The 20,255-nt window shown below is 60.5% G+C and carries 18 protein-coding genes and 1 riboswitch; all 18 genes read left to right on the top strand.

Annotated features, from left to right (window positions below):
* Positions 1-54 precede the first annotated feature (54 nt).
* The 18 genes from ASG47_RS02965 (at position 55) to ASG47_RS02880 (ending at position 20,252) form a co-directional block, all read left to right on the top strand.
* Positions 55-984 carry a 2-hydroxyacid dehydrogenase gene (locus ASG47_RS02965; protein ID WP_210168431.1) on the top strand — a complete coding sequence of 310 codons (930 nt, stop codon included), beginning with the start codon at positions 55-57 and terminating at the stop codon, positions 982-984.
* Between the two features lie 67 nt (positions 985-1,051).
* Positions 1,052-2,662, top strand: a complete 1,611-nt coding sequence (locus ASG47_RS02960) for a peptide ABC transporter substrate-binding protein (RefSeq protein ID WP_082511517.1) — start codon at positions 1,052-1,054, stop codon at positions 2,660-2,662.
* A 70-nt stretch (positions 2,663-2,732) separates the two neighbouring features.
* Positions 2,733-3,686: an ABC transporter permease gene (locus tag ASG47_RS02955; RefSeq protein ID WP_061907217.1), complete on the top strand. Its 954-nt coding sequence runs from the start codon at positions 2,733-2,735 to the stop codon at positions 3,684-3,686.
* Positions 3,679-4,560 (top strand): ABC transporter permease, encoded by an 882-nt coding sequence (locus tag ASG47_RS02950; protein ID WP_082461221.1) that lies wholly within the window; start codon positions 3,679-3,681, stop codon positions 4,558-4,560. Before ASG47_RS02955 ends, ASG47_RS02950 begins: the two co-directional genes overlap by 8 nt.
* A 31-nt stretch (positions 4,561-4,591) precedes the next feature.
* The gene (locus ASG47_RS02945) at positions 4,592-6,268 is read left to right on the top strand and encodes a gamma-glutamyltransferase (protein ID WP_061907216.1); all 1,677 of its coding nucleotides are present in this window, start codon (positions 4,592-4,594) and stop codon (positions 6,266-6,268) included.
* A gap of 212 nt (positions 6,269-6,480) precedes the next feature.
* Positions 6,481-6,695: riboswitch (cobalamin riboswitch) on the top strand.
* A 254-nt stretch (positions 6,696-6,949) separates the two neighbouring features.
* Positions 6,950-7,933 carry a DUF1852 domain-containing protein gene (locus ASG47_RS02940; RefSeq protein WP_061907215.1) on the top strand — a complete coding sequence of 328 codons (984 nt, stop codon included), beginning with the start codon at positions 6,950-6,952 and terminating at the stop codon, positions 7,931-7,933.
* A 29-nt stretch (positions 7,934-7,962) separates the two neighbouring features.
* Positions 7,963-8,991 (top strand): methionine synthase, encoded by a 1,029-nt coding sequence (locus ASG47_RS02935; protein ID WP_061907214.1) that lies wholly within the window; start codon positions 7,963-7,965, stop codon positions 8,989-8,991.
* A gap of 120 nt (positions 8,992-9,111) precedes the next feature.
* Positions 9,112-9,612: a flavin reductase gene (locus ASG47_RS02930; protein WP_061907213.1), complete on the top strand. Its 501-nt coding sequence runs from the start codon at positions 9,112-9,114 to the stop codon at positions 9,610-9,612.
* A gap of 109 nt (positions 9,613-9,721) precedes the next feature.
* Entirely contained in the window at positions 9,722-10,723 is a 1,002-nt protein-coding gene (locus ASG47_RS02925) for a bile acid:sodium symporter family protein (RefSeq protein WP_061907212.1), read from the top strand.
* A 363-nt stretch (positions 10,724-11,086) separates the two neighbouring features.
* Positions 11,087-12,427 carry a UbiD family decarboxylase gene (locus ASG47_RS02920; RefSeq protein ID WP_082511533.1) on the top strand — a complete coding sequence of 447 codons (1,341 nt, stop codon included), beginning with the start codon at positions 11,087-11,089 and terminating at the stop codon, positions 12,425-12,427.
* Between the two features lie 3 nt (positions 12,428-12,430).
* A complete protein-coding gene (locus tag ASG47_RS02915; RefSeq protein ID WP_061907210.1) occupies positions 12,431-13,012 on the top strand; it encodes a UbiX family flavin prenyltransferase in 582 nt (193 codons plus the stop codon).
* 91 nt (positions 13,013-13,103) lie between these two features.
* Positions 13,104-14,723: an ABC transporter substrate-binding protein gene (locus tag ASG47_RS02910; protein WP_156463950.1), complete on the top strand. Its 1,620-nt coding sequence runs from the start codon at positions 13,104-13,106 to the stop codon at positions 14,721-14,723.
* Positions 14,724-14,847: 124 nt separating this feature from the next.
* Positions 14,848-15,780: an isocitrate lyase/PEP mutase family protein gene (locus ASG47_RS02905; protein ID WP_061907209.1), complete on the top strand. Its 933-nt coding sequence runs from the start codon at positions 14,848-14,850 to the stop codon at positions 15,778-15,780.
* Between the two features lie 90 nt (positions 15,781-15,870).
* Positions 15,871-16,818, top strand: a complete 948-nt coding sequence (locus ASG47_RS02900) for an ABC transporter permease (protein WP_061907208.1) — start codon at positions 15,871-15,873, stop codon at positions 16,816-16,818.
* Positions 16,815-17,735 carry an ABC transporter permease gene (locus ASG47_RS02895; protein WP_061907207.1) on the top strand — a complete coding sequence of 307 codons (921 nt, stop codon included), beginning with the start codon at positions 16,815-16,817 and terminating at the stop codon, positions 17,733-17,735. Before ASG47_RS02900 ends, ASG47_RS02895 begins: the two co-directional genes overlap by 4 nt.
* 1 nt (position 17,736) lies before the next feature.
* The gene (locus tag ASG47_RS02890; RefSeq protein WP_061907206.1) at positions 17,737-18,762 is read left to right on the top strand and encodes an ABC transporter ATP-binding protein; all 1,026 of its coding nucleotides are present in this window, start codon (positions 17,737-17,739) and stop codon (positions 18,760-18,762) included.
* Positions 18,752-19,741: an ABC transporter ATP-binding protein gene (locus ASG47_RS02885; protein WP_061907205.1), complete on the top strand. Its 990-nt coding sequence runs from the start codon at positions 18,752-18,754 to the stop codon at positions 19,739-19,741. Before ASG47_RS02890 ends, ASG47_RS02885 begins: the two co-directional genes overlap by 11 nt.
* 10 nt (positions 19,742-19,751) lie before the next feature.
* Positions 19,752-20,252: a TIGR02444 family protein gene (locus ASG47_RS02880; protein WP_162243204.1), complete on the top strand. Its 501-nt coding sequence runs from the start codon at positions 19,752-19,754 to the stop codon at positions 20,250-20,252.
* Positions 20,253-20,255: the final 3 nt, after the last annotated feature.

Below are 20,255 nucleotides of genomic sequence, written 5' to 3'. Positions count from 1 at the left end.
GCGGATTTTTTCGGGCATTGCATGACGCCTTCCTGCCGCACCATGCTGCTTGTCATGAAACGTATATTTATCGCCGCACGAAGCAATCCAGAGCACATGGCCGAGCTGTTTCGCAGCGAGTTGCCAGAGCATGAAGTGTTCACCCAGCAGCCCCAGTCTGGGGATGCGCCTGTGCCCTATATCGTCGTTGGCCGCCCGACGCCGGGTGTTATCGCTGCAGTTCCGGGGCTAGAGCTAGTGCTAAGTCTCAATGCCGGCATCGAACACCTGCTTGCAAGCGGCGAAGTGCCGGACCATTTGCCGATTGTCCGTCTGGTTGATGATGGATTGGCTGACGGCATGTCGGATTGGGTGCTGGCCCACGCGCTCGCTTGGCACCGCAACCTCGCCATCTACGCCGACCTTCAGGCCAAGCGCGAATGGGCGCCGCAGCAGGAAAAGCTGGCGCGCGAGCGCACCGTCGCCGTGCTCGGGGCAGGGGCCCTTGGCTCGCAGGTTGCCAGCCATTTCGTCCGCTTCGGTTTCAAGACGCGCGTCTGGAGCCGATCTGGCCGCCCGATCGATGGCGCAACCAGCTTTGCGGGCCGCCCGGCCCTCATGGATGCAGTGAGGGGCGCTGACATTCTCGTCAACCTCCTGCCTATGACCAGCGAAACGGCGAATGTCGTCGATGCGACCGTGCTGAACGCCTTGGCCAAGGGCGCATTTTTCATCAACGGCGCGCGCGGTGGCCATGTGGTCGATGCCGATCTGATCGATGCGCTCGATCGTGGACAGGTGAGCGGTGCCGCCCTCGATGTCTTCCGGACCGAGCCTCTCCCGGCGGCAGATCCGCTGTGGAGCCACCCAAAAGTCTTGCTTTCCCCGCACGTAGCAGCGCCGACGCATGCGCATACGGCCGTGGCGGAAATGGCTGAAAATATCCGGCGGTTCGAGCGCGGCGAGAAGCTGCCGCATCTCGTGGATCGAACGCTGGGCTACTAGACGACAAGACCGGCCGAAGCTGGCTAAGGCAAACGCCCGCATGGGCATCAGGTAGAAGGACGTGACAATGACAATCAAACTGACCCGCCGTGCAGCGCTTCAGGGCATGCTTGCCGGTACCGCCGTACTCACCACCATGCGGGCTTTCCCAGCCTGGGCCCAGGCGCCAGGCGGCACGCTGATCGTCGGTCTCACCTATGAGATCGATACGATGAACCCCTATTCGACCGGCTTCCTCGGCGATGCGCAGGCCGCCGTCATCGAAGGCCTGATCGCGCCTGATAAGGACGCGGTCTATGTGCCGGTTCTCGCCACCGAAGTGCCATCGCTCGAAAATGGCGGCATTGTCGTCTCCGATGACGGCAAGACCATGCAGATCACCTACAAGCTGCGCGAAGGCGTCAAGTGGCATGATGGCGAACCCTTCACCTCTGCCGACGTGAAATACACCTGGGAGGCCGTCAAGGACCCAGCGTTCATCGCCGAATCCAAGGATGGTTCGTCCGAAGTCGAGAGCATCGACATCCCCGACGACTACACGGTCATCGTCAACTACAACACGATCACGCCGACCTTTGCCGCGACGCTGTTCACCTTCGGCATCATGCCAAAGCACCTCCTCGAAGGCACCGATCTCAATACCTCGTCCTATAATGAGACCCCGGTCGGCACCGGACCGTTTAAGGTCAAGGAATTCGTGCGCGGCCAGTATGTCGAGACCGTGCGCAATGACGACTACTGGCGCACTGCTGAAAACGGCGACAAGCTGCCCTACCTCGACTCCATCATCTTCAAGATGATCCCCGACACCAATACCCTGATCACCCAGCTCAAGTCGGGCGAAGTGACCATGGTCGTCTCGACCCCCTACAGCCAGGCGAGCCAGGTTCAGGGCATCGAGGGCATCGAAATCGTCCAGGGGCCGCAGCTAAGCTGGCAGCACCTCGATTTCAACTTCAAGCGCCCCTCGCTCGCCGATCTCAACGTGCGCAAGGCTATTGCCATGGCCATCGATCGCGAAGTGATCATTCGCGCTCAGGGTGGTTTCCCCAAGGCTATCAAGTCGCCTGTCGTACCGGTGTTCGATTTCTACGACGACAGCACGCCGGTCCTCGCCTATGACGTTGCCGCCGCCAACGCGCTCCTCGACGAATCCGGTTATGTCGCCGGCAGCGATGGCATCCGTGAAAAGGACGGCGAACGTCTCTCCTATGCGTTCATGGTGCAGTCCGGTCGCGCCGATGACGAACTCGCCCAGCAAGTCATCATTGCCCAGCTCAAGGCCATCGGCATCGAGGCAACCGCCAACAACCAAACCGGCGTTGCCTATCGCGAAGCCCGCTACAAGGGCGGCTACGACCTGATCTATGGTCGCTGGATCACCTCGGCTAACCCCGTCTACCACGACTTCTGGGGCACGGGCGGCGCCAACAATGGCCAGTCCTATTCCAACCCTGAGCTCGATGCAGCCATGGCCGAATTCGAGAACACGCTGGACCCAGCTGAGCGCAAGGTTGCAGCCTCGAAGTTCCAAGCCATCCTGGCCGAAGACCTGCCGACCATCTCGCTGGTCAACAACGTGGCCTTGATCGCCAAGACCACAAAGCTCAAGAACTTCGTGCCGAACCCAACCAACATGACCAACTTCGTCGATACCTCTGCCTGGTACATGGAGTAATCTCCACTGGACGAACGCCCCCGGCCGCAACGGGCCGGGGGCATTTTCTTTTTGCGAGCCTGGAGGCGGCATGAGTTTTGGTTACGTCTTGCGCCGTCTACTGAGCGCCATCCCGCTGCTGCTGGGTATTTCGGTTATTCTTTTCGCCATTATCCATCTGGCGCCGGGCGGTCCGCTCGATATGTATACCGAGAACCCTGCCGTCAGTAAGGAAGCGCTGGCGCAGATCTCGGCCGCGTATGGTCTCGATCAACCAGTGCCGATTCAATACCTCCTCTGGCTGAAGTCCATGGTGGTCGGCGATTGGGGTTACTCCATCCGCACTGGTCGCCCGGTGCTGACCGAAATCGTCTTGCGCCTCGGGCCAACGCTTGAGCTGGGCGGCCTTGCGCTGATCATTTCCCTCATCATCGCTATTCCTCTTGGAATCATCAGCGCTTCGCGCCGTGGCTCGAAGCTCGATAGTAGCCTGACGCTGGCCTCGTTCGCCGGTATCTCGATCCCCGTCTTTTGGCTGGCCTTACTGCTACAATTGCTGTTTTCCGTGCAACTGGGTTGGCTGCCATCGGCTGGCTATAAATCCATCGGCGGCGGCGATTTTCTCGATCGTCTGCGCCATATCGTCATGCCCGCCGCAGTCCTGTCGCTCGCCACTGTCGCGAGCTGGAGCCGGTTTATCCGGTCCGGCATGATCGACGTGCTCAATCAGGATTATATCCGTACCGCTTACGCCAAGGGTCGCTCGGAGCGGGGTGTGGTTATTCTTCACGCCCTGCGAAACGCCATGATCCCAGCCGTCACTGTCATCGCGGTGGATTTTGCGACCGTAATTTCTGGTGCTGTCATTACAGAAACCGTCTTTGCCTGGCCCGGCATTGGGCGTCTTTTCATGGAAAGCATGGATGGCCGCGACTATCCGATGCTGATGGGTCTGATGATGATGGGCTCGCTTGGCATCATCATCGCCAACATCATCGCCGATCTCGCCTATGCATCGCTCGACCCAAGGATCCGCTATGGTTGACACTGCCATTCCGCTGGCCAAGGTCCAGCCGCCGCAAAGCTACGGCCGTCGCGTCATCAAGCGTTTCTTCAAGCACAAGCCGGCAGTAGCTGGTCTGACGTTCTTGTTGCTTCTCGCCGTCGCGATCATCATCGGCCCCTATTTCTCGCCCTATTCCTTCGATGGGCAGGATTTCATGCTGATTGGTTCACCCGGACCGATTTCAGCGCAGCATTGGCTGGGGACTGACGAACTTGGTCGCGACTCCCTGACCCGGCTGATCTATGGCGGTCGCGTATCGCTCGCTGTCGGTCTTGCGGGCGCAATCATTGCGACGATAGCCGGGACTTTGGTGGGCGCGCTCTCAGGTTTTTACCGTGGCTGGACCGACGCGCTCTTGATGCGGCTGACCGACGTGATGTTGTCGATCCCGACTTTGCCGCTTGTGCTGCTGCTGTCCGGGCTCTTTCGTCCCAGTCCGCCTCTCCTTGTCGCCATCGTCGGCATGCTGATCTGGATGGGTACGGCGCGTTTGGTGCGGAGCCAGTTTCTGGCGCTTCGTGAGCGCGAATTCGTCGAGGCGGCCCGCGCCTTGGGGGCAGGGGGCGCGCGCCTCATGTTCCGCCATATCCTGCCCAATGCCATCGGCCCAATCACTGTTTCGGCGACTCTGGCCGTAGGCAGCGCCATCATGCTGGAATCGGCTCTGAGCTTTCTCGGCTTTGGTATCCAGCCGCCGGTACCGACGTGGGGGAATCTGCTCAACAGCGCCAGTTCCTATCTCAGCGTCGCGCCTTGGCTCGCCATTCCCCCGGGGCTGTTGATCCTTTGCACGGTGCTGGCCGTGAATTTCCTTGGCGATGGTCTCCGCGACGCCATGGAGCCGAAGGAATAATCTTTAGCTCGAAGAAAAACGGTGACATCAGATGGATCAAGCACGCCTGATTGACCTGCAAAGCCGCTATATCGTCGACCAGGGCCCCAAGCCTCTGGCGCGCGGCAAGGCGGTGGCGAGCACCGGCAATCCGATCGTCACAGAAACCGTGATGAAAGTCCTGGCTAGTGGCGGCAATGCGGCCGATGCCGCCATTGCCGGAGCACTGGTGCAGGCAGCGGTCGAGCCCCACCTGACCAGCCATGCCGGCATGGTCTCGTTTCTCTATTGGGACGCCAAGACCAAGCGCGCCTATCAGTTGAATTCACTCGGCACCTTGCCGCACGACTTGGCGCCATTCCGGCCGATCAACGGCGTCGGTGGTTGGGCGCGGGAGGGCGCACCGGGACCGCAAGCGGCTATTCCCGGTTTTATGCCCGGACTTGGCGCCATGCACGATCGCTTTGGCACGCGGCCATGGTCCGAACTGTGCCAGGATGCCATTCGCTGGGCTGAAGAGGGCCATCCGGTTTCCTCCTTCGAATATGGCGTCAACGTCTTCGCCGCTCCCTTTTCGACCTATTTCGAAGAAGGCCGCGCCGTCTTCATGCCTGATGGCTATCTGCCACCCGTCGGCAGCATCACGCGCAATCCCTCTTTGGCAAAGACGCTGCGGGCTTTAGCGGAGGAGGGCCCAACCTATTTTACCGAAGGCCAATGGGCGCGTGATTTCGTGGCGGTCGGCAACGCCCTCGGCTGGCCGGTGCGGCTCGACCATATGACCGCCAACCCGCCGCGCTGGCAGGAGCCATTGAGTTTTAGTCATCGCGGCAATGAGATTGTCAGTCTGGCCCCGCCCGAACGTCAGGCGGTGTTCTGCTCGCTGGTGCTGGGCGTGCTCGAGGAAGCGGGCATTGCCCAGATGGAGCCATTTGGCGCCGACTATCTCTTCTATATGAGCCACGCGCTCCGTCTGGCCGAACAGGCCTGCGGCTTCCTCCACGACCCTCAATATTTCGGCGAGGGTGCCACCGCCATCATGGACCCGGCCTATCACCGCTCCCTGGCCCAACTGATCAAGGCCAGCCGGCCCAAGGTCGATCTGACCGACCATGTCCGGCTGACCACCGGCGCCGCCGCCTTTGCCGCGTCCGGTTGGAACAGCGCCAAGTCCAAGGCGCCGGTCGGCAGCTGTGAAATTTCGATCGTCGATGCTGAAGGCAATTGGCTGCAGATGATGAACACGGTGCAGTCGGGTGGCATCCCCGGCATGGCTGTCGGCGGCGTTGCCATGATGGGATCGCACGAGCAGACGTCGATGAACGCGCACTTCTCTAATTGGCGGACACCGGGCGCCCGCATGCGCAACATCTTGGGCAATACCTTCGTCATGAAGGATGGCGCGCCTTGGCTGGCGCTTGGCACGCCGGGCAATGTCTATGCGACAGTGGCGCAAATGCTCGTCAATATTCTCGACTTCGGCATGACGCCCGATGCGGCGTCTGATGCCCCGCGCATGCTGCCGCTCGAGGATAATTATGCGCTCACGATCGAAAGTCGATTGGCACCGGAAGCCGTCCTTGGCGTCACGGCCCTCGGCCTCCATCTCACTCCCATGCCGGCATGGGACTGGAATATGGGCTCCTTCCAGATGTGCTGGCGCAGCGATGCCGGTCTCATGGCATCGGCCGATTTCAGGCGCACCGGCACCGCGGCGTCTTTGATCTAGCGGAAGACTAGCCTTGGTCGCGCACCGAGCGGCGCGACCGTCGCTGTTAACTTCACAACCAAAATCTCTTTAGCGCGATAGCTTTAGCTCCAGACGCGAGCAAGGGGCTCGCATCATGCTGCTCCACGCTCTGCAAACCTCAAACCACTCACCTGATGAATTAAAGATATAAAGATATCTTTATACGGTATTGACTCGTGATGGCTTCTGCCGGAAAGTGCAGAGGCCAAGGTTCTCCGGTCGCCGCTTGCGATGTGCCGGAGCTAAGAGGGAAGCCGGTGCCCCGAAAGGTCGGGAATGCCGGAGCTGCCCCCGCAACTGTAAGCGGCGAGCCGAAGTCCAACATGTCACTGGGGTCAGACCTGGGAAGACGGATAACGGCGATGACCCGCGAGCCAGGAGACCTGCCTCGGCGAAATAACGTCCACGGGCGGGGTGTCCTGGTGTGCCGTAGTGATGGTCGCGAGCGCGGCCCGCTTCGCTATGTGCTTGCCTTGGCCTTGCCCCCAACAGAATGGGGCTTGTCATGTCTCAAATGCAAAATCCGCCGGCATGTTTGGCGTGCCACCCACGAATGCCAGGTCTGCTCGACGTCCCGATGATGCGCGCTGGCGATGCGTCATGCGCCACTTTCAACCCTGCTGACTGACATCAAGACCGATAAGAGACGGCGACCGCTCCATGACCAAAGACCTGACTTTCGCAATCAAGACCGTTGCTTTCAACGAGGACTATCAGCCCGCTGAAAACACGCGCGTCACCACCAACTTCGCCAATCTCGCTCGCGGCGAGCGCCGGCAGGAAAATCTGCGCAATGCGCTGAGGATGATCGACAATCGCTTCAACGCCTTGGCGCGCTGGGATAACCCCAAAGCCGACCGCTACGCCGTCGACCTCGACATCGTCACTGTCGAGTTGACGATCGGTGCCGATGGAAAGAGCGCCTCGTTCCCCCTCATCGAAATCCTTAAGTCGACCATTCTGGACAAGAGGACGAATGAGCGCGTCGACGGAATCGTCGGCAATAATTTCTCGTCCTATGTTCGCGACTACGATTTCAGCGTCGTGCTGCCCGAACACAATAAGGGGCAAGCTAAATTCAAAATTCCGGAGAGCTTCGGCGATCTGCATGGCAAGCTATTCAAGGCATTCCTGAACTCTGAAACCTACCGCGCAAATTTCAGCAAGCCGCCGGTGATCTGCATCAGTGCCTCAAGTAGCAAAGTCTATCACCGCACCGAAAATCAGCACCCGGTTATGGGCGTCGAGTATCGCCAGGACGAGTTTTCGTCGACCGACCAGTATTTTGCCAAAATGGGGCTCAAGGTTCGCTACTTCATGCCGCCCGATAGCGTGGCGCCGCTCGCGTTCTACCATGTGGGCGATCTCTTGGGTGACTACACCAATCTGGAATTGATCAGCACCATCAGCACGATGGAGACGTTCCAGAAAATCTACCGGCCCGAGATCTATAACGCCAATTCGGCTGCCGGAGCTCTCTATCAGCCCGACCTGAAGCACCAGGACTATTCCGTGACGCGGGTGATCTATGACCGCGACGAACGTAGCCGCCTCGCCGTCGAGCAGGGCAAGTTCGCCGAAGAGCATTTTATCAAGCCCTATAAGAGCGTGCTCGACCAGTGGTCCGCCAGCTACGCGTCCTGAACAGTTAAAAGAACAGAAGATCGAGCATCATGAACAAACTCCTCCCCACCTCGACGGCTGGTAGCCTGCCCAAACCCTCTTGGTTGGCCCAGCCTGAAAAGCTCTGGTCGCCCTGGAAACTGGACGGCGAAGAACTCGTCGAGGGCAAGCAGGACGCGCTGCGCCTTTCCCTCGCAGATCAACAACAGGCAGGCATAGATATCGTCAGCGACGGCGAACAAACGCGCCAGCATTTCGTCACGACCTTCATCGAGCATCTCGATGGCGTCGATTTCGAAAAGCGCGAAACCGTGCGCATTCGCGATCGCTATGATGCGAGCGTGCCCACCGTCGTGGGCGCCGTTTCGCGGCAGAAGCCGGTTTTCGTCGAAGACGCCAAGTTTCTGCGTCGCCAGACTACGCAGCCGATCAAATGGGCCCTGCCGGGGCCAATGACTATGATCGATACGCTCTACGATGCGCATTACAAAAGCCGCGAAAAGCTCGCGTGGGAGTTCGCTAAAATCCTCAACGAGGAAGCCAAGGAGCTTGAAGCTGCGGGCGTCGATATCATCCAGTTCGACGAGCCGGCCTTCAACGTCTTCTTTGCCGAGGTAAACGAATGGGGCGTAGCAACGCTTGAGCGCGCGATCGAGGGCCTCAAGTGCGAGACTGCCGTCCATATTTGTTATGGCTATGGCATCAAGGCCAACACGGATTGGAAGAAGACGCTCGGCGACGAATGGCGGCAATATGAAAAGACGCTGCCGACGCTACAGAAATCGAGCATCGATCTGATTTCGCTCGAGTGCCATAATTCCCATGTCCCCATGGACCTGATCGAGCTCATTCGGGGCAAGAAGGTCATGGTCGGGGCGATCGACGTTGCCTCCAACACCATCGAAACTCCGGAAGAAGTCGCCGCGACCCTGCGGAAGGCCTTGCAGTTCGTGGACGCTGACAAGCTCTATCCCAGCACCAATTGCGGCATGGCGCCTCTTTCCCGAAAGATCGCTACAGGAAAATTGCAGGCCCTGAGTGCCGGTGCTGCAATCGTCCGCCAGGAGCTATCGACTTAAGCACTGACCCGTCGTCACCCCGTGTGGCCAGCTGGGTTCGCCACCGCCAAACCGATCAAAAGTAGCGACGACAAACGCCGCTCCGGTTCTTCCGCCCTAAAATATGCTTGAGAGGCCGATATGGACGTCTTGGACCATCGCCCCAACTCTGTGGACAAAGCCACCTATCGCAACGGCATGTCGCGCCTCGGCACGTCCGTCAATGTCGTCACCACGACGTTGGCTGAGAAACGTTATGGCTTTACAGCCTCGGCCGTGTGCAGTGTCAGCGATACACCCCCGACACTGCTCGTTTGCATCAATCGTGCCAGCTCATGTTTTCATGCCTTCGAGAAAGCCCGCCACTTCTGCGTCAATACGTTGAGGCCGGGCCAGGAAGACCTCTCGGAACTTTTTGGAGGCAGAATGCCGGGCTTGGAGCGCTTTGCCCTTGGCGAATGGCACGAGGGTTTTGCAGGAGTCCCCGTCCTCGCCACCGCATCAGTGAGCTTTGACTGCGAACTCACTAGTTTTGTCGACGAAGCAACCCACCGAGTTCTCTTCGGACGTGTCGTCAGCGTTCGTGAGAGCGACGAGAAAGCGACGCTCATGTACTGCATGCGGCGCTACATCAGCGGCTAGGCTGCTTGAAGCGCGCTAAGGTTGCCCGTGACTAAAACTGCCCGAGCGCTGTGGATCATTGCGCCGATCCATTATACCAAACCCCATCTCCTCGATCTGGCACGTCCCAATGTCCCTTGCTAACCGCCTGAAACGCTTCGGCCTCGATTATTATCTCTTCCTTCTGATCGGGACTGTAGCGCTCGCGACCATTTTTCCCGCGTCGGGCGTCGGGGCAGATATCGTCGACCAGATCGCCTATTTCGCTGTCGCGCTGCTGTTTTTCCTCTATGGCGCCAAGCTCAACACCAGCGCCATCGTGGCGGGCATCGCCAACTGGCGCCTGCAAGGCCTGGTCTTCGGTTTCACCTATGTGCTGTTTCCTCTTTGCGGATTGGCCCTAGCGGCTGTCCTGTCGCCATGGATCGAGGAAGAACTGGCGATCGGCATCGTCTATCTTTCCATACTGCCGTCCACGGTACAGTCATCGATCGCGTTCACGTCGATCGCACGCGGCAACGTCCCTGCGGCAGTATGCGCGGCATCGATGTCGAATGTGCTCGGCGTGTTCCTCACCCCGGCGCTGGTGGCCGTGCTACTGCATTCTTCGGGCGATGGCATTTCGCTAAAATCCATCCTCGATATCGGCCTCCAAATCCTCGCGCCTTTTATCCTCGGCCAACTACTCCGCCCCTTGGTCGGCGGTTTCATCAGCCGTCATTCCGTTCTGACGCAGGTCGTTGATCGTGGCTCCATCCTCATCATCGTCTACTCAGCCTTCAGCGCCGGCGTCATCGCCGGCATCTGGCAAGAAGTAAGTTTGGCGAGCCTTTCGATCATCATCGCGGCCGATGTCATTCTGCTCGCGGTCATCATGGTAACCACGGTGTGGGCTGGGCGGGCAGCAGGGCTCACTCCAGCCGATCGGATCACCTTGCTCTTCTGCGGCTCCAAAAAGAGCCTCGCCAGCGGACTCCCCATGGCCAACATTCTGTTCGCTGGTCAAGCCGTCAGCATGATCATCCTGCCGCTGATGCTGTTCCACCAAATCCAACTCTTCGTCTGCGCCATCATTGCGCAACGTGCTGGCTATCTCGCCAGCGAAAAAGAACTGGAAGCGGCGGCGACTTAGTTCGGGGCGACGCCTCGTTCGGCGTTCCGAAAGGCTGTGGTAAGGGCCTGCTCCCGAACGTTCCGGAGCTGGGGAGTATCGCGGAACAGCACTGCTCACATGGCGCAGATATTAAACGCTTGAGCGTCAATGGCATCTGCCGCTCACCGCACGTGGGAGGATAATGGCACTAAGATTAAAAATTTCCGATACCTAAATTAAGGGAGCTCTGGCTACTCACGCCCCTCCGATCGCTCCATGCTCATCAAATAGTCAGAGGGCGGCGGGGTAGTGGTTTTGGTTAGTGTTTCAGCGGTGGCAGATCTTTCGCCTCAAAACGAGAGGGTGTTCGGCCTCGATGTGCAGGACCAGTCCTGCCGGCCGATGCTGCGCCAGCTCGAGGCACAAGGCGAACTGTTGGTGGTCGGCGAAGAAGTCGATCCGCATTTCGATCTTTCCGCACTGCTGTCGCTGACCCACGATACCAATGCTGTCATTGCCAGCAATCTCAAGGGTTCGGACCTCGCTGCATTCGGCAATCTGCTCTCTGATCGCAAGCGCATCGCGCTGGCCCTCGGCGTCGAGCCTGACCAAATCCAGGAAACGCTGCTTGCTTCTGTCAAGAAGCCGGTTGCGCCAGTGATCGTCGAAAACGCACCTGTCCAGCAGGTCGATTTTGCCGATGGCGTTCTTGCTCGCCTCCCTGTTCCAACATTCTTTGCCAAGGAAACCGGCCCCTATATTAGCGCCGGCATGATGGTTGCGGTTGATCCCGAAACCGGCCTTGGCAATGCCTCCTATGCGCGCCTCAAGATCCTTAGCCCCACCGAGGCACTGATCGGCATTGCGCCGAACCATCACCTCGCGATCATGGCGCGCAAGGCCGCGGCGATGGGTAAGCCCTTGCCCTTCGCCGTGGTTCTCGGTGCACATCCCGCCATTCAGCTGGCCGCCTGCCTCTATCTTGGCCTTGGCGACGATGAACTGCATTGTGCTGGTGCACTGCTCGGCGCGCCGGTGCGCGTCACCAAGTGTCTCACCAATGACATCCTCGTGCCGGCCGATGCCGAGATCGTGCTGGAAGGCTTCATCCATGCGGATAAGCCCATCGAAGAGGGCTATGTCTCGGAATATCATGGCATGTACGAGGATTATGGCGTTGGTGTCCTCGCCAGCTTCCACCGCATGACGCGGCGGGAAGATGCCATGTTCCAGGTCATCGAACCCGGCTACCACGCCGAACACATCTATCTCGGCGCCATCCCAATTGCAGCGAGCCTCAAGGCCCAGCTGTCGCGCTCGATCCACAATGTCGGCGAAGTCGCCGTCACGGCGTCCGGTTCGGGCCGCAACAATGTCGTCGTGCAAATCCACAATCCGCGTCCCGGCCAGGCCCGCCGCGCCATGGCGATCTGCTGGGGTGCCGTCAGCATCATCAAGAACATCACCATCGTCGATAGCGATGTGGACCCCTGGGACACCGAGGCGGTGGAGCTGGCCAAGTCGACCCGCATGCGCGCCGAGCGCGACGTATTGATCGTCACCGACCTTCCCGCTGATCGTTCCGAGCCGCAGGAATCGGGCGGCATGGTCGCCAAGATCGGTTATGACGCGACCATCCGACAGTCGGACCGCAAGGAAGGCTTCGACAAGGCCCTCCCGCCGGAAGCTTCTTACGACCGTATGCGTGCCGTTCTGGCCCGCGCCCGGGCCAAGGGGCGCTGAGCCATGCACAAGCGCCGTATGATCGTTGCGATTACCGGAGCCTCCGGCGCTTGCTACGGCGTGCAGGCGCTCAAGATGCTGCGCGAAATCGAAGGCATCGAAACCCATCTCATCATGTCGAGCGCCGGTGTGCGCACGGCCATGGAAGAGGGCGTCGTTGGCTCTGCCGAGGAAATTCGCGCTCTGGCCGATGTCACCTATCCGCATAAGGATATCGGGGCAGCGGTGGCCTCCGGCTCGTTCAAATGCGAAGGCATGCTGGTCGCGCCGTGCTCGATCAAGACGCTGAGCGCAGTAGCCCATTGCTATTCCGACGATCTCATTTCGCGGGCCGCCGACGTTTGCCTCAAGGAGCGTCGCAAGCTCGTCCTGATGGTGCGCGAGACCCCGCTTCATGCCGGTCACATCGCGTTGATGGACACGGCAACGCGCAGCGGGGCGATTATCATGCCGCCCGTGCCCAGCTTCTATACCCGTCCGAAGACGCTCGACGATCTGGTGAGCCAGACAGTGGGTCGCGCTCTGGACCTGTTCGATCTCGACCACCCCAGTGTGCGCCGATGGAAAGAAGGAGGTCTGAGCTAGTCAGGGACGCGTCCGCTGGCCGCCTCAGCCAGCATGAATAAGGGAACGGGCTTCCTCTGGAGAAAGGAGGCCGCAAAAAATGGAGAAACACATGAACAATCTGACGACTACCAGCAAGTCGCGCGCCGCCCGCATGGGCCGAGCCGCTGCGCTTGCACTCGCTCTGCTCGGCACCTCGGTTTTGACCGGCATGACCAGCAACGCCTTTGCTCAGGCCGACGAGCAGGCCGTGAGCGGCGGTGAAATGACCATCATCGCCGGCTCCGATATCAAGAGCTGGGATCCGGCCATCACCTCGGGCACCTTCCCGGGCGGCCCAATGGATCAGCTCGATTCCGTGTATGGCTTCCTGGTCTATGTCGACCTCCAAGGCAAGGTTCAGGGCGGCATGGCCGAGAGCCTGACCAGTGACGACGCCAAGGTCTGGACCCTCAAGCTGCGTCCGAACGTGAAATTCACCGACGGCAATCCCTATGATGCCGAAGCCGTGGTCTACAACTGGAAGCGCGCCGCCAATCCCGACACGCTCGCACCGGCCCAGCCCTTCGTTTCGTCCTGGATCGACGGCGTCAAGATCATCGACCCCCTGACCATCGAAATCACCCTGCCGACTCCGAACCGCAATTTCGGTTCGACTGTCGCCCAGTCCGCGCCTTTCGTTGCGTCGCCCGCGGCGCTCGAAGCTGCCGGCTCGGATAAGGCCGCGATCAAGCCGGTCGGCGCTGGCCCCTTCCTCTTTGAAAGCTGGGATCAGGGCATTTCGCTCTCGTTCGAGCGCAATCCGGACTATTGGGACCAGCCGCGCCCCTATCTCGACACGCTGAAATTCGCGATCATCCCGGAAACCAACAGCCGTATCTCGACTGTGGTTCAGGGCGGCGCGCAGATGATGGCGGGCTATCCCTACCAGTTCGGCGCCAATGCCGAAGCACCCGGTGTGACGACGCATGAAATCCCGATCCCGGGCCTTTATCGCGCCTATTTCAATCAGGTCGCCGGCAGCTTCACCGATCACCGCGCGCGTGAAGCCTTCTACCACGCGGTCGATCCGGCCCGCCTGATGCAGGCCTATACCCAGGTCGATGGCTATGTGACCCCGACCAACTATTTCACCGAAGCCTCGCCTTACTATCAGACCGAATACACTCTGCCGACCTACGACCCGGAAAAGGCGCAGGAGCTCTTCAACGAACTGGCTGCCGACGGCAAGCCGTTCAAGATGAAGCTCGTCACCTATTCGAACTCGGACCTCAAGCGTCTCGCTTCGTACTTGCAGCAGGTGCTGTCGGCCTACGAAAACGTCGAAGTCGAGCTCGAACTCGTCGACCAGGCCATGCTTAAGCCGCAGTGCCAGACCCAGGTCAATTTCGACCTCTGCGTCGATGGTGGCGTGCTCGTGGCCAATGGCGCCGAGCCGATCATCTCGAACCTTCTCAAGACCGGTGGCGTCGACAACTGGGGCCAGTATTCGAGCGAAGCCATGGACGGCTATCTCAATGCCGCCAATGCGACCATGGATCAGGCTCAGGTCAAGGCTGCCTATCTCGACGTGCAGAAGGTCATTGCCGAGGACCTGCCGCTCTACATCTTTGGCTCGGAGACGCGCTTCCTGCTGCTCCGCGACAACACTGGCGGCATCGTGCCCTCCAATGGCGGCATCTTGCAGAAGCAGTATCTCTACGTCTGTGAAGACGCCTGCGCTGCAAAATAAGCTCTAGCCCACACCGCTCCGTTCTTCCCTCGTGACGGAGCAAACGGTGCCGCGCCTCCCCGCGGCACCGTCCCATAAAACGGATGCCGACGGCGTCCATCCAATGACACCTGAAGGTCATCTCATGTTCGACAAACGCCCCAGAAAAACCTTCCGCCAGCTCTTTGGCGAGAAGCAGGTCTTCACCCCTTGCGTGTGGGATTGCTACTCGGCCAAGGCAGCGGAAATGGCTGGTTTCGAAGCCATTCTGCTCTCGGGCGCCTCGCTCGGCTTTTCGATGTCGGGCGTGCCGGATATGGGCCTGCATAATCAGGAAGAGCTGGTTTGGGCCACCGACCGCATTTCCGATTACTCCCCGCTGCCGCTGATCATCGACGCCGACGATTGCTTCGGTGACGTGGCCCAGGCCTATCGCACCTGCCGCCGCCTCGCCAAGGCCGGCGCTGCCGCGATTCTCCTCGAAGATACGCCCAACGAACGCGGCTATGCCCGCTTCGGCCGCGCCATGGAAAAGGCGACGCTCGAAGGCAAGCTCGATGGCAATATCGAGCATCCGGTGATTTCCCAGGAACTCTGGCTGGCCAAGATCAAGGCCGCACTCGACGCCTGCGCCGACACCGATTGTGTCGTCATCGCCCGCACCGAGTCCAAGCTCGAAAAGGGCCTCGACGACGCCATCGAGCGCTGCGTCAAGGCCGAGGATCTCGGCGCTGAAATGACCTATGTCCATGGTCTGCGCACCCTCGAAGAGTGCAAGAAGGTCAACGCGGCGCTGCCGGGCTGGAAGATGTTTGGCGACATCGCCTGGGTCAATGGCAAGCCCTTCGTCGAACTCGAAGATATCGGCGCCCTCGGCTTCAACCTCGTCACCATGCACTACCTCGAAAAAGGCTCGATGTACGGAATGATGGATTTCGGTAAGCGCGTCTTTGCCGAGCAGAGCACCCGCTATTCCGATGAGCACGACATGGGTGGCTACACCAAGGAAGAGCAGCGGAACCTGCTCGAACGCGACATCGGCTGGATGGACGCGGAAGAAGAGTGGAAGCGCATCTGAGCGCGCCATTGAAGGTGAACGCAAAGGTGGCGGTGGGTGTCAAAACTCGCCGCCGGAACAGGAAAGGGAACTGACGTGCTGAATAGCGCAATGCCCTATTTTCGGGCCATATCGACGCGATTGATCACCGGGGTTCTCGTCTTCCTGCTGGTGACTTTTAGCGCCACTGCCCTTTCAAGCCTGGCGCCCGGCTCGGCTGCGCAGCTGATCCTTGGCGATTACGCAACGCCAGAGCAGATCGCGGCGCTCAATGCCCAATATGGCTATGACCTGCCGCTCTGGCAGCGCTATCTCAGCTGGCTCGGGGATCTCCTCCGCGGTGATCTCGGGGTGACGCTCTTCAGCCAACAACCCATTCTCGGCGTCGTTCTCGAACGCGCTGCCGTAACCTTCGAGATCGCCTTCCTTGCCATGGCCGTGTCGCTCCTCGGCATTCCGATTGCCATGTACACCGCGAGCCATCCCAATAAGCTCGCCGACAAGGTCATGCGTTCGATCTCGACGGTGCTCCTCGCCGTGCCGACCTTCGTCATCGTGGTCTTGTTCTCTTATCTCTTTGCCATGGTGCTGCGCTGGTTCCCGGCGACGGGCTGGGCCAAGTTCACCGAAAATCCGGTGGCCAATCTCTGGTATGTAGCGCTGCCCGTTCTTTGCCTCAGCATGCACCAGACGGCCTATCTCTACCGCGTGGCGCGCAACGAATTCGTCACGACGCTGCAGGAAGATTATATCGCCGTCGCCCGCGCCAAGGGCCTGCCGCTCGGCTACATTCTCTTCCATCATGCCCTGCGCCCCGCCATGCCGCAGATCCTGACGGTCATGGGCCTGTCGCTGACCTATATGCTCGCCGGCTCCTTCGTCGTCGAAAGCTATTTCGCCGTGCCCGGCATCGGCTGGACCATCCTGAGCGCCGTCAAGAGCCACGATATTCCGCTCGTCCAGGCTATCCTATCGCTCACCGTCGTCATCTTCGTCATCGTCTTCATGCTGGTCGATCTCGGCTATGCGCTCATCGACCCACGGGTGAAAGTATCATGACCGATATCGGCAATTCCCCCGTCTTCAAGCTTGGCCCCGATGCCAAGCTCGGCGAGATCGTGCGCCACGCCATGCCCTGGTCGAGCCGCCTCAAACTCCCCGGCGCCTCGCCCTTTGAAATGCTGGCGGCGATCTTTCTCGTCCTGCTGGTGCTGATCGCGCTCTTCGTCGATTTCATCCCCGGTCTTGTCAGCCCGAAACTGCCCTATGGCGATTTCTCGGCTCTGCCGGAATGGTCGCTCAATGGCCTCCTTGGCACCGACGATATCGGCCGCAGCATTTTCTCGCGCGTGCTCTATGGCGCGCGGACCTCGATGATGATCGTCGCCATTTCGACGACAATCGCCCTCGTCGCCGGGCTCCTCCTCGGCATGCTCGCCGGCTACTATCGCGGCATATTCGAGCGCGGTGTCGATCTCTTCGCCAATGCGCTTGCCGCCATGCCCTCGACGCTGGTCGTGCTCGCCTTCGTCGCGGTCACTGGTCCGTCCGTCGTCACCATCATCGTCGTCCTCGGCATTTTTGATATCGGCACCTATGCCCGCGTTGCCAAAGCCGGCGTCATTTCGCAGTCCAACCGCGACTATGTGCTGGCCGCCCGCGCCATGGGCGCCACCGATGGCCGCATCCTCCTCAAGGAAATCCTGCCCAATCTCATTCCGGCCCTGACCGCCGTCATGCCGACGCTGATGGCTGGCCTCATCATCACAGAGGGCTCGCTGAGCTTTCTTGGCTACGGCATTCCTGCGCCGGCACCGAGCTGGGGTGGAATGATCGCCAGCTCGACCGATCTCTTGAGCCGCTTCCCCATTCTCATCGTGGGACCCGTGCTCGCCATCGTCTTGACCGTCTATGCCTTCAACACCATCGGCGACTATCTCGCCCAACGCCTCAACAGCCGCGAACGGGAGAGCTGAGATGTATTCCGAAGCTCCTCGCCCGATCCTCTCCTGCGCCGCCATGACCTGTGAGATGGACTCTGTCTCCGGTCCCTTGCAGATCCTTCAGGACATCAACTTCACCCTCGCGCCCCGCCGCGCTCTGGGCATTGTCGGTGAATCCGGCGCCGGAAAGTCCATGCTGGTCAAGGCCATCATGGGCATCGCGCCCAAGGGCCTCAAGACCATGGGCCGGATCGAACTTGAAGGGCAGGACCTGCTTGCGCTGAAGCCGCGAGATCGTGCCCGGCTGATCGGCCGCAAGGTCGGCATCGTCTTCCAGAACCCGATGACCTCGCTCAATCCTTTCGTCCAGATCGGGCGGCAGATCGAGGAAGCCGGCTGCATCCATATGGGCCTGAGCAAGGTCGAAGCGCGCTCTCGCGCCATCGAACTCCTATCCTTCGTCGGTCTTCCCGACCCCGAGGATTGCTACGATTATTATCCGCACCAGTTCTCGGGCGGCATGAAGCAGCGCATCATGATTGCGGCGGCGCTCATCTGCCAGCCTGATCTGCTCATCGCCGACGAAGCGACGACGGCGCTCGACGTGACCGTGCAAAAGGAAGTGCTGGATTTGCTCCAGACCATCCAGGCCGAGCGGCAGATGTCGATGATCCTCGTGTCGCACAATCTCGGCGTCGTCGCCGGGCGGACGGACGAAATCCTCGTGCTCTATGGCGGCAATGTCGTTGAGTATGGCCCGACCGCCGAAGTTTTTCGCAATCCGCGCCATCGCTATACCGAAGCATTGCTCTCGGCCATGCCCGCCATGGACCAGCCGGCACACACACGGCTCCGCACCATTCCCGGCCAGCCGCCGAACCTAGCCAATCGTCCTGCCGGTTGCCCCTTCGCGCCGCGCTGCCCGTCGGCTCAGGCCATTTGCCATGAAGCGATGCCGCCGATGTCGGCCGGCATTCACCCCGACCATCGCTTTGCCTGCCATTTCCCGCTGGCTGAACTGCCGCGCCAGGCGCCGCAGGAGGTTGCCCATGTCCAGTGACGCCATTCTCGAGGTCCAGAACCTCTCGGTCAGCTTCACCCGCGCCGGCAAGGAAATGACGGCGGTCGATGACGTCTCCTTCACCGTCGGGGCAGGGGAAACCTTGGGCCTCGTCGGCGAAAGCGGCAGCGGTAAGACCACCATCGGCCGCGCGCTCCTGCGCCTCCTGCCCAATGCCAATACGACGGCCAAGGGTTCGGTGCGCTACAAGGGCCAGGACCTCATCACCCTGCCAAGCGAAGACATGCGCCGCATGCGCAATCGCCTGCAGATGATTTTCCAGGACCCTCTCTCGTCCTTCAATCCGCGCCGCAATGTCGAAGACATCGTCGCCGAGGGCCTCGTCATCCAGGGCAAGCCCGCCAGCGAACGCAAGACCCGCGTGCAGTCCGCTCTCGCCGATGTCGGCTTCGATATCGACCTCGTTGCCGGGCGCAAGCCGCATCAGTTTTCCGGCGGCCAGTGCCAGCGCATCGCCATTGCCCGCTCGCTCGCCGTCGAGCCTGAACTCATCGTTTGTGACGAACCGGTCGCCTCGCTCGACGTCTCGGTGCAGGCGCAGGTCATCAACCTGCTGCAGGACATCCGCGAAAACCGTAATCTCGCGCTGATCTTCATTTCGCACGATCTCGCGGTCGTCAAAAATGTCAGCGATCGCGTGGCCGTGCTTTACATGGGCCGCATTGTCGAGATCGGCACGGGGCCGCAGATCTACACCCGACCGGCGCATCCCTATACCCGCACGCTGCTCGAAGCCGTGCCCGTGGTCGATGCCACGCGAAAGATCGAGCCCGATGGCAAGCGCACCGTGATGCCCTCGCGCAATCGGCCCCAAGGTGGCTGCGCCTTCCGCAGCCGATGCCCGCGCGCCACCGACATCTGTGCCCAAGTCGTCCCAACCTTGCAGACCGCGCCAGGTGGCCAGATGGTCGCCTGCCATCATCACCATGATGAGCCAGCGCCCGGCATGGCGGCGTGAGGGCAAGACGATGAGCAATCCCGGCTTTCTCCAGCGCGTCTGGCCCGATATGTGCGCCGCCTATCGCGACGCCGCGCTTGGCCGTGCCTGCCTCGACCTGCAGGAGCGGTACAATGTCGATGTGCCGCTGCTCTTGGTGCTGTGCATTGCCGATCGGGTCGGCCACGGCATTGCTGCCGAAAATCTCGATGCGCTGGTGATCGAGAGCGAAGACTGGCGCGCTGCCGCCATCGAACCGCTCCGCCGCGCCCGCCAGGCCATGAAGGGGCGCTTCACCGCGCCATCCGAACAGGCGCTACGCGACGATATCAAACGCCTTGAACTTGAAGCCGAGCGTCTGCATGTCCAGCGGCTCGCCGAAGCCTTCCCGCCGGCAGGTGGGGAAGGCGGCGTTGCAGCCAGCCAGTACCTCGCACTGCGCGGCGTGCCCACAGACATTGCCACGCAGTTCTTGCAGACCTTTGATATCGCCTATGATGCGCAGGTTGCGCCGGTCGTGGCGCTGGATTGAACG

It is taken from the genome of Devosia sp. Leaf420, assembly GCF_001425445.1.
Classification (GTDB): Bacteria; Pseudomonadota; Alphaproteobacteria; order Rhizobiales; family Devosiaceae; genus Devosia.
The sequence above is the reverse complement of the archived record's forward strand: the minus strand, read 5'-3'. Positions and strand labels throughout refer to the sequence as shown.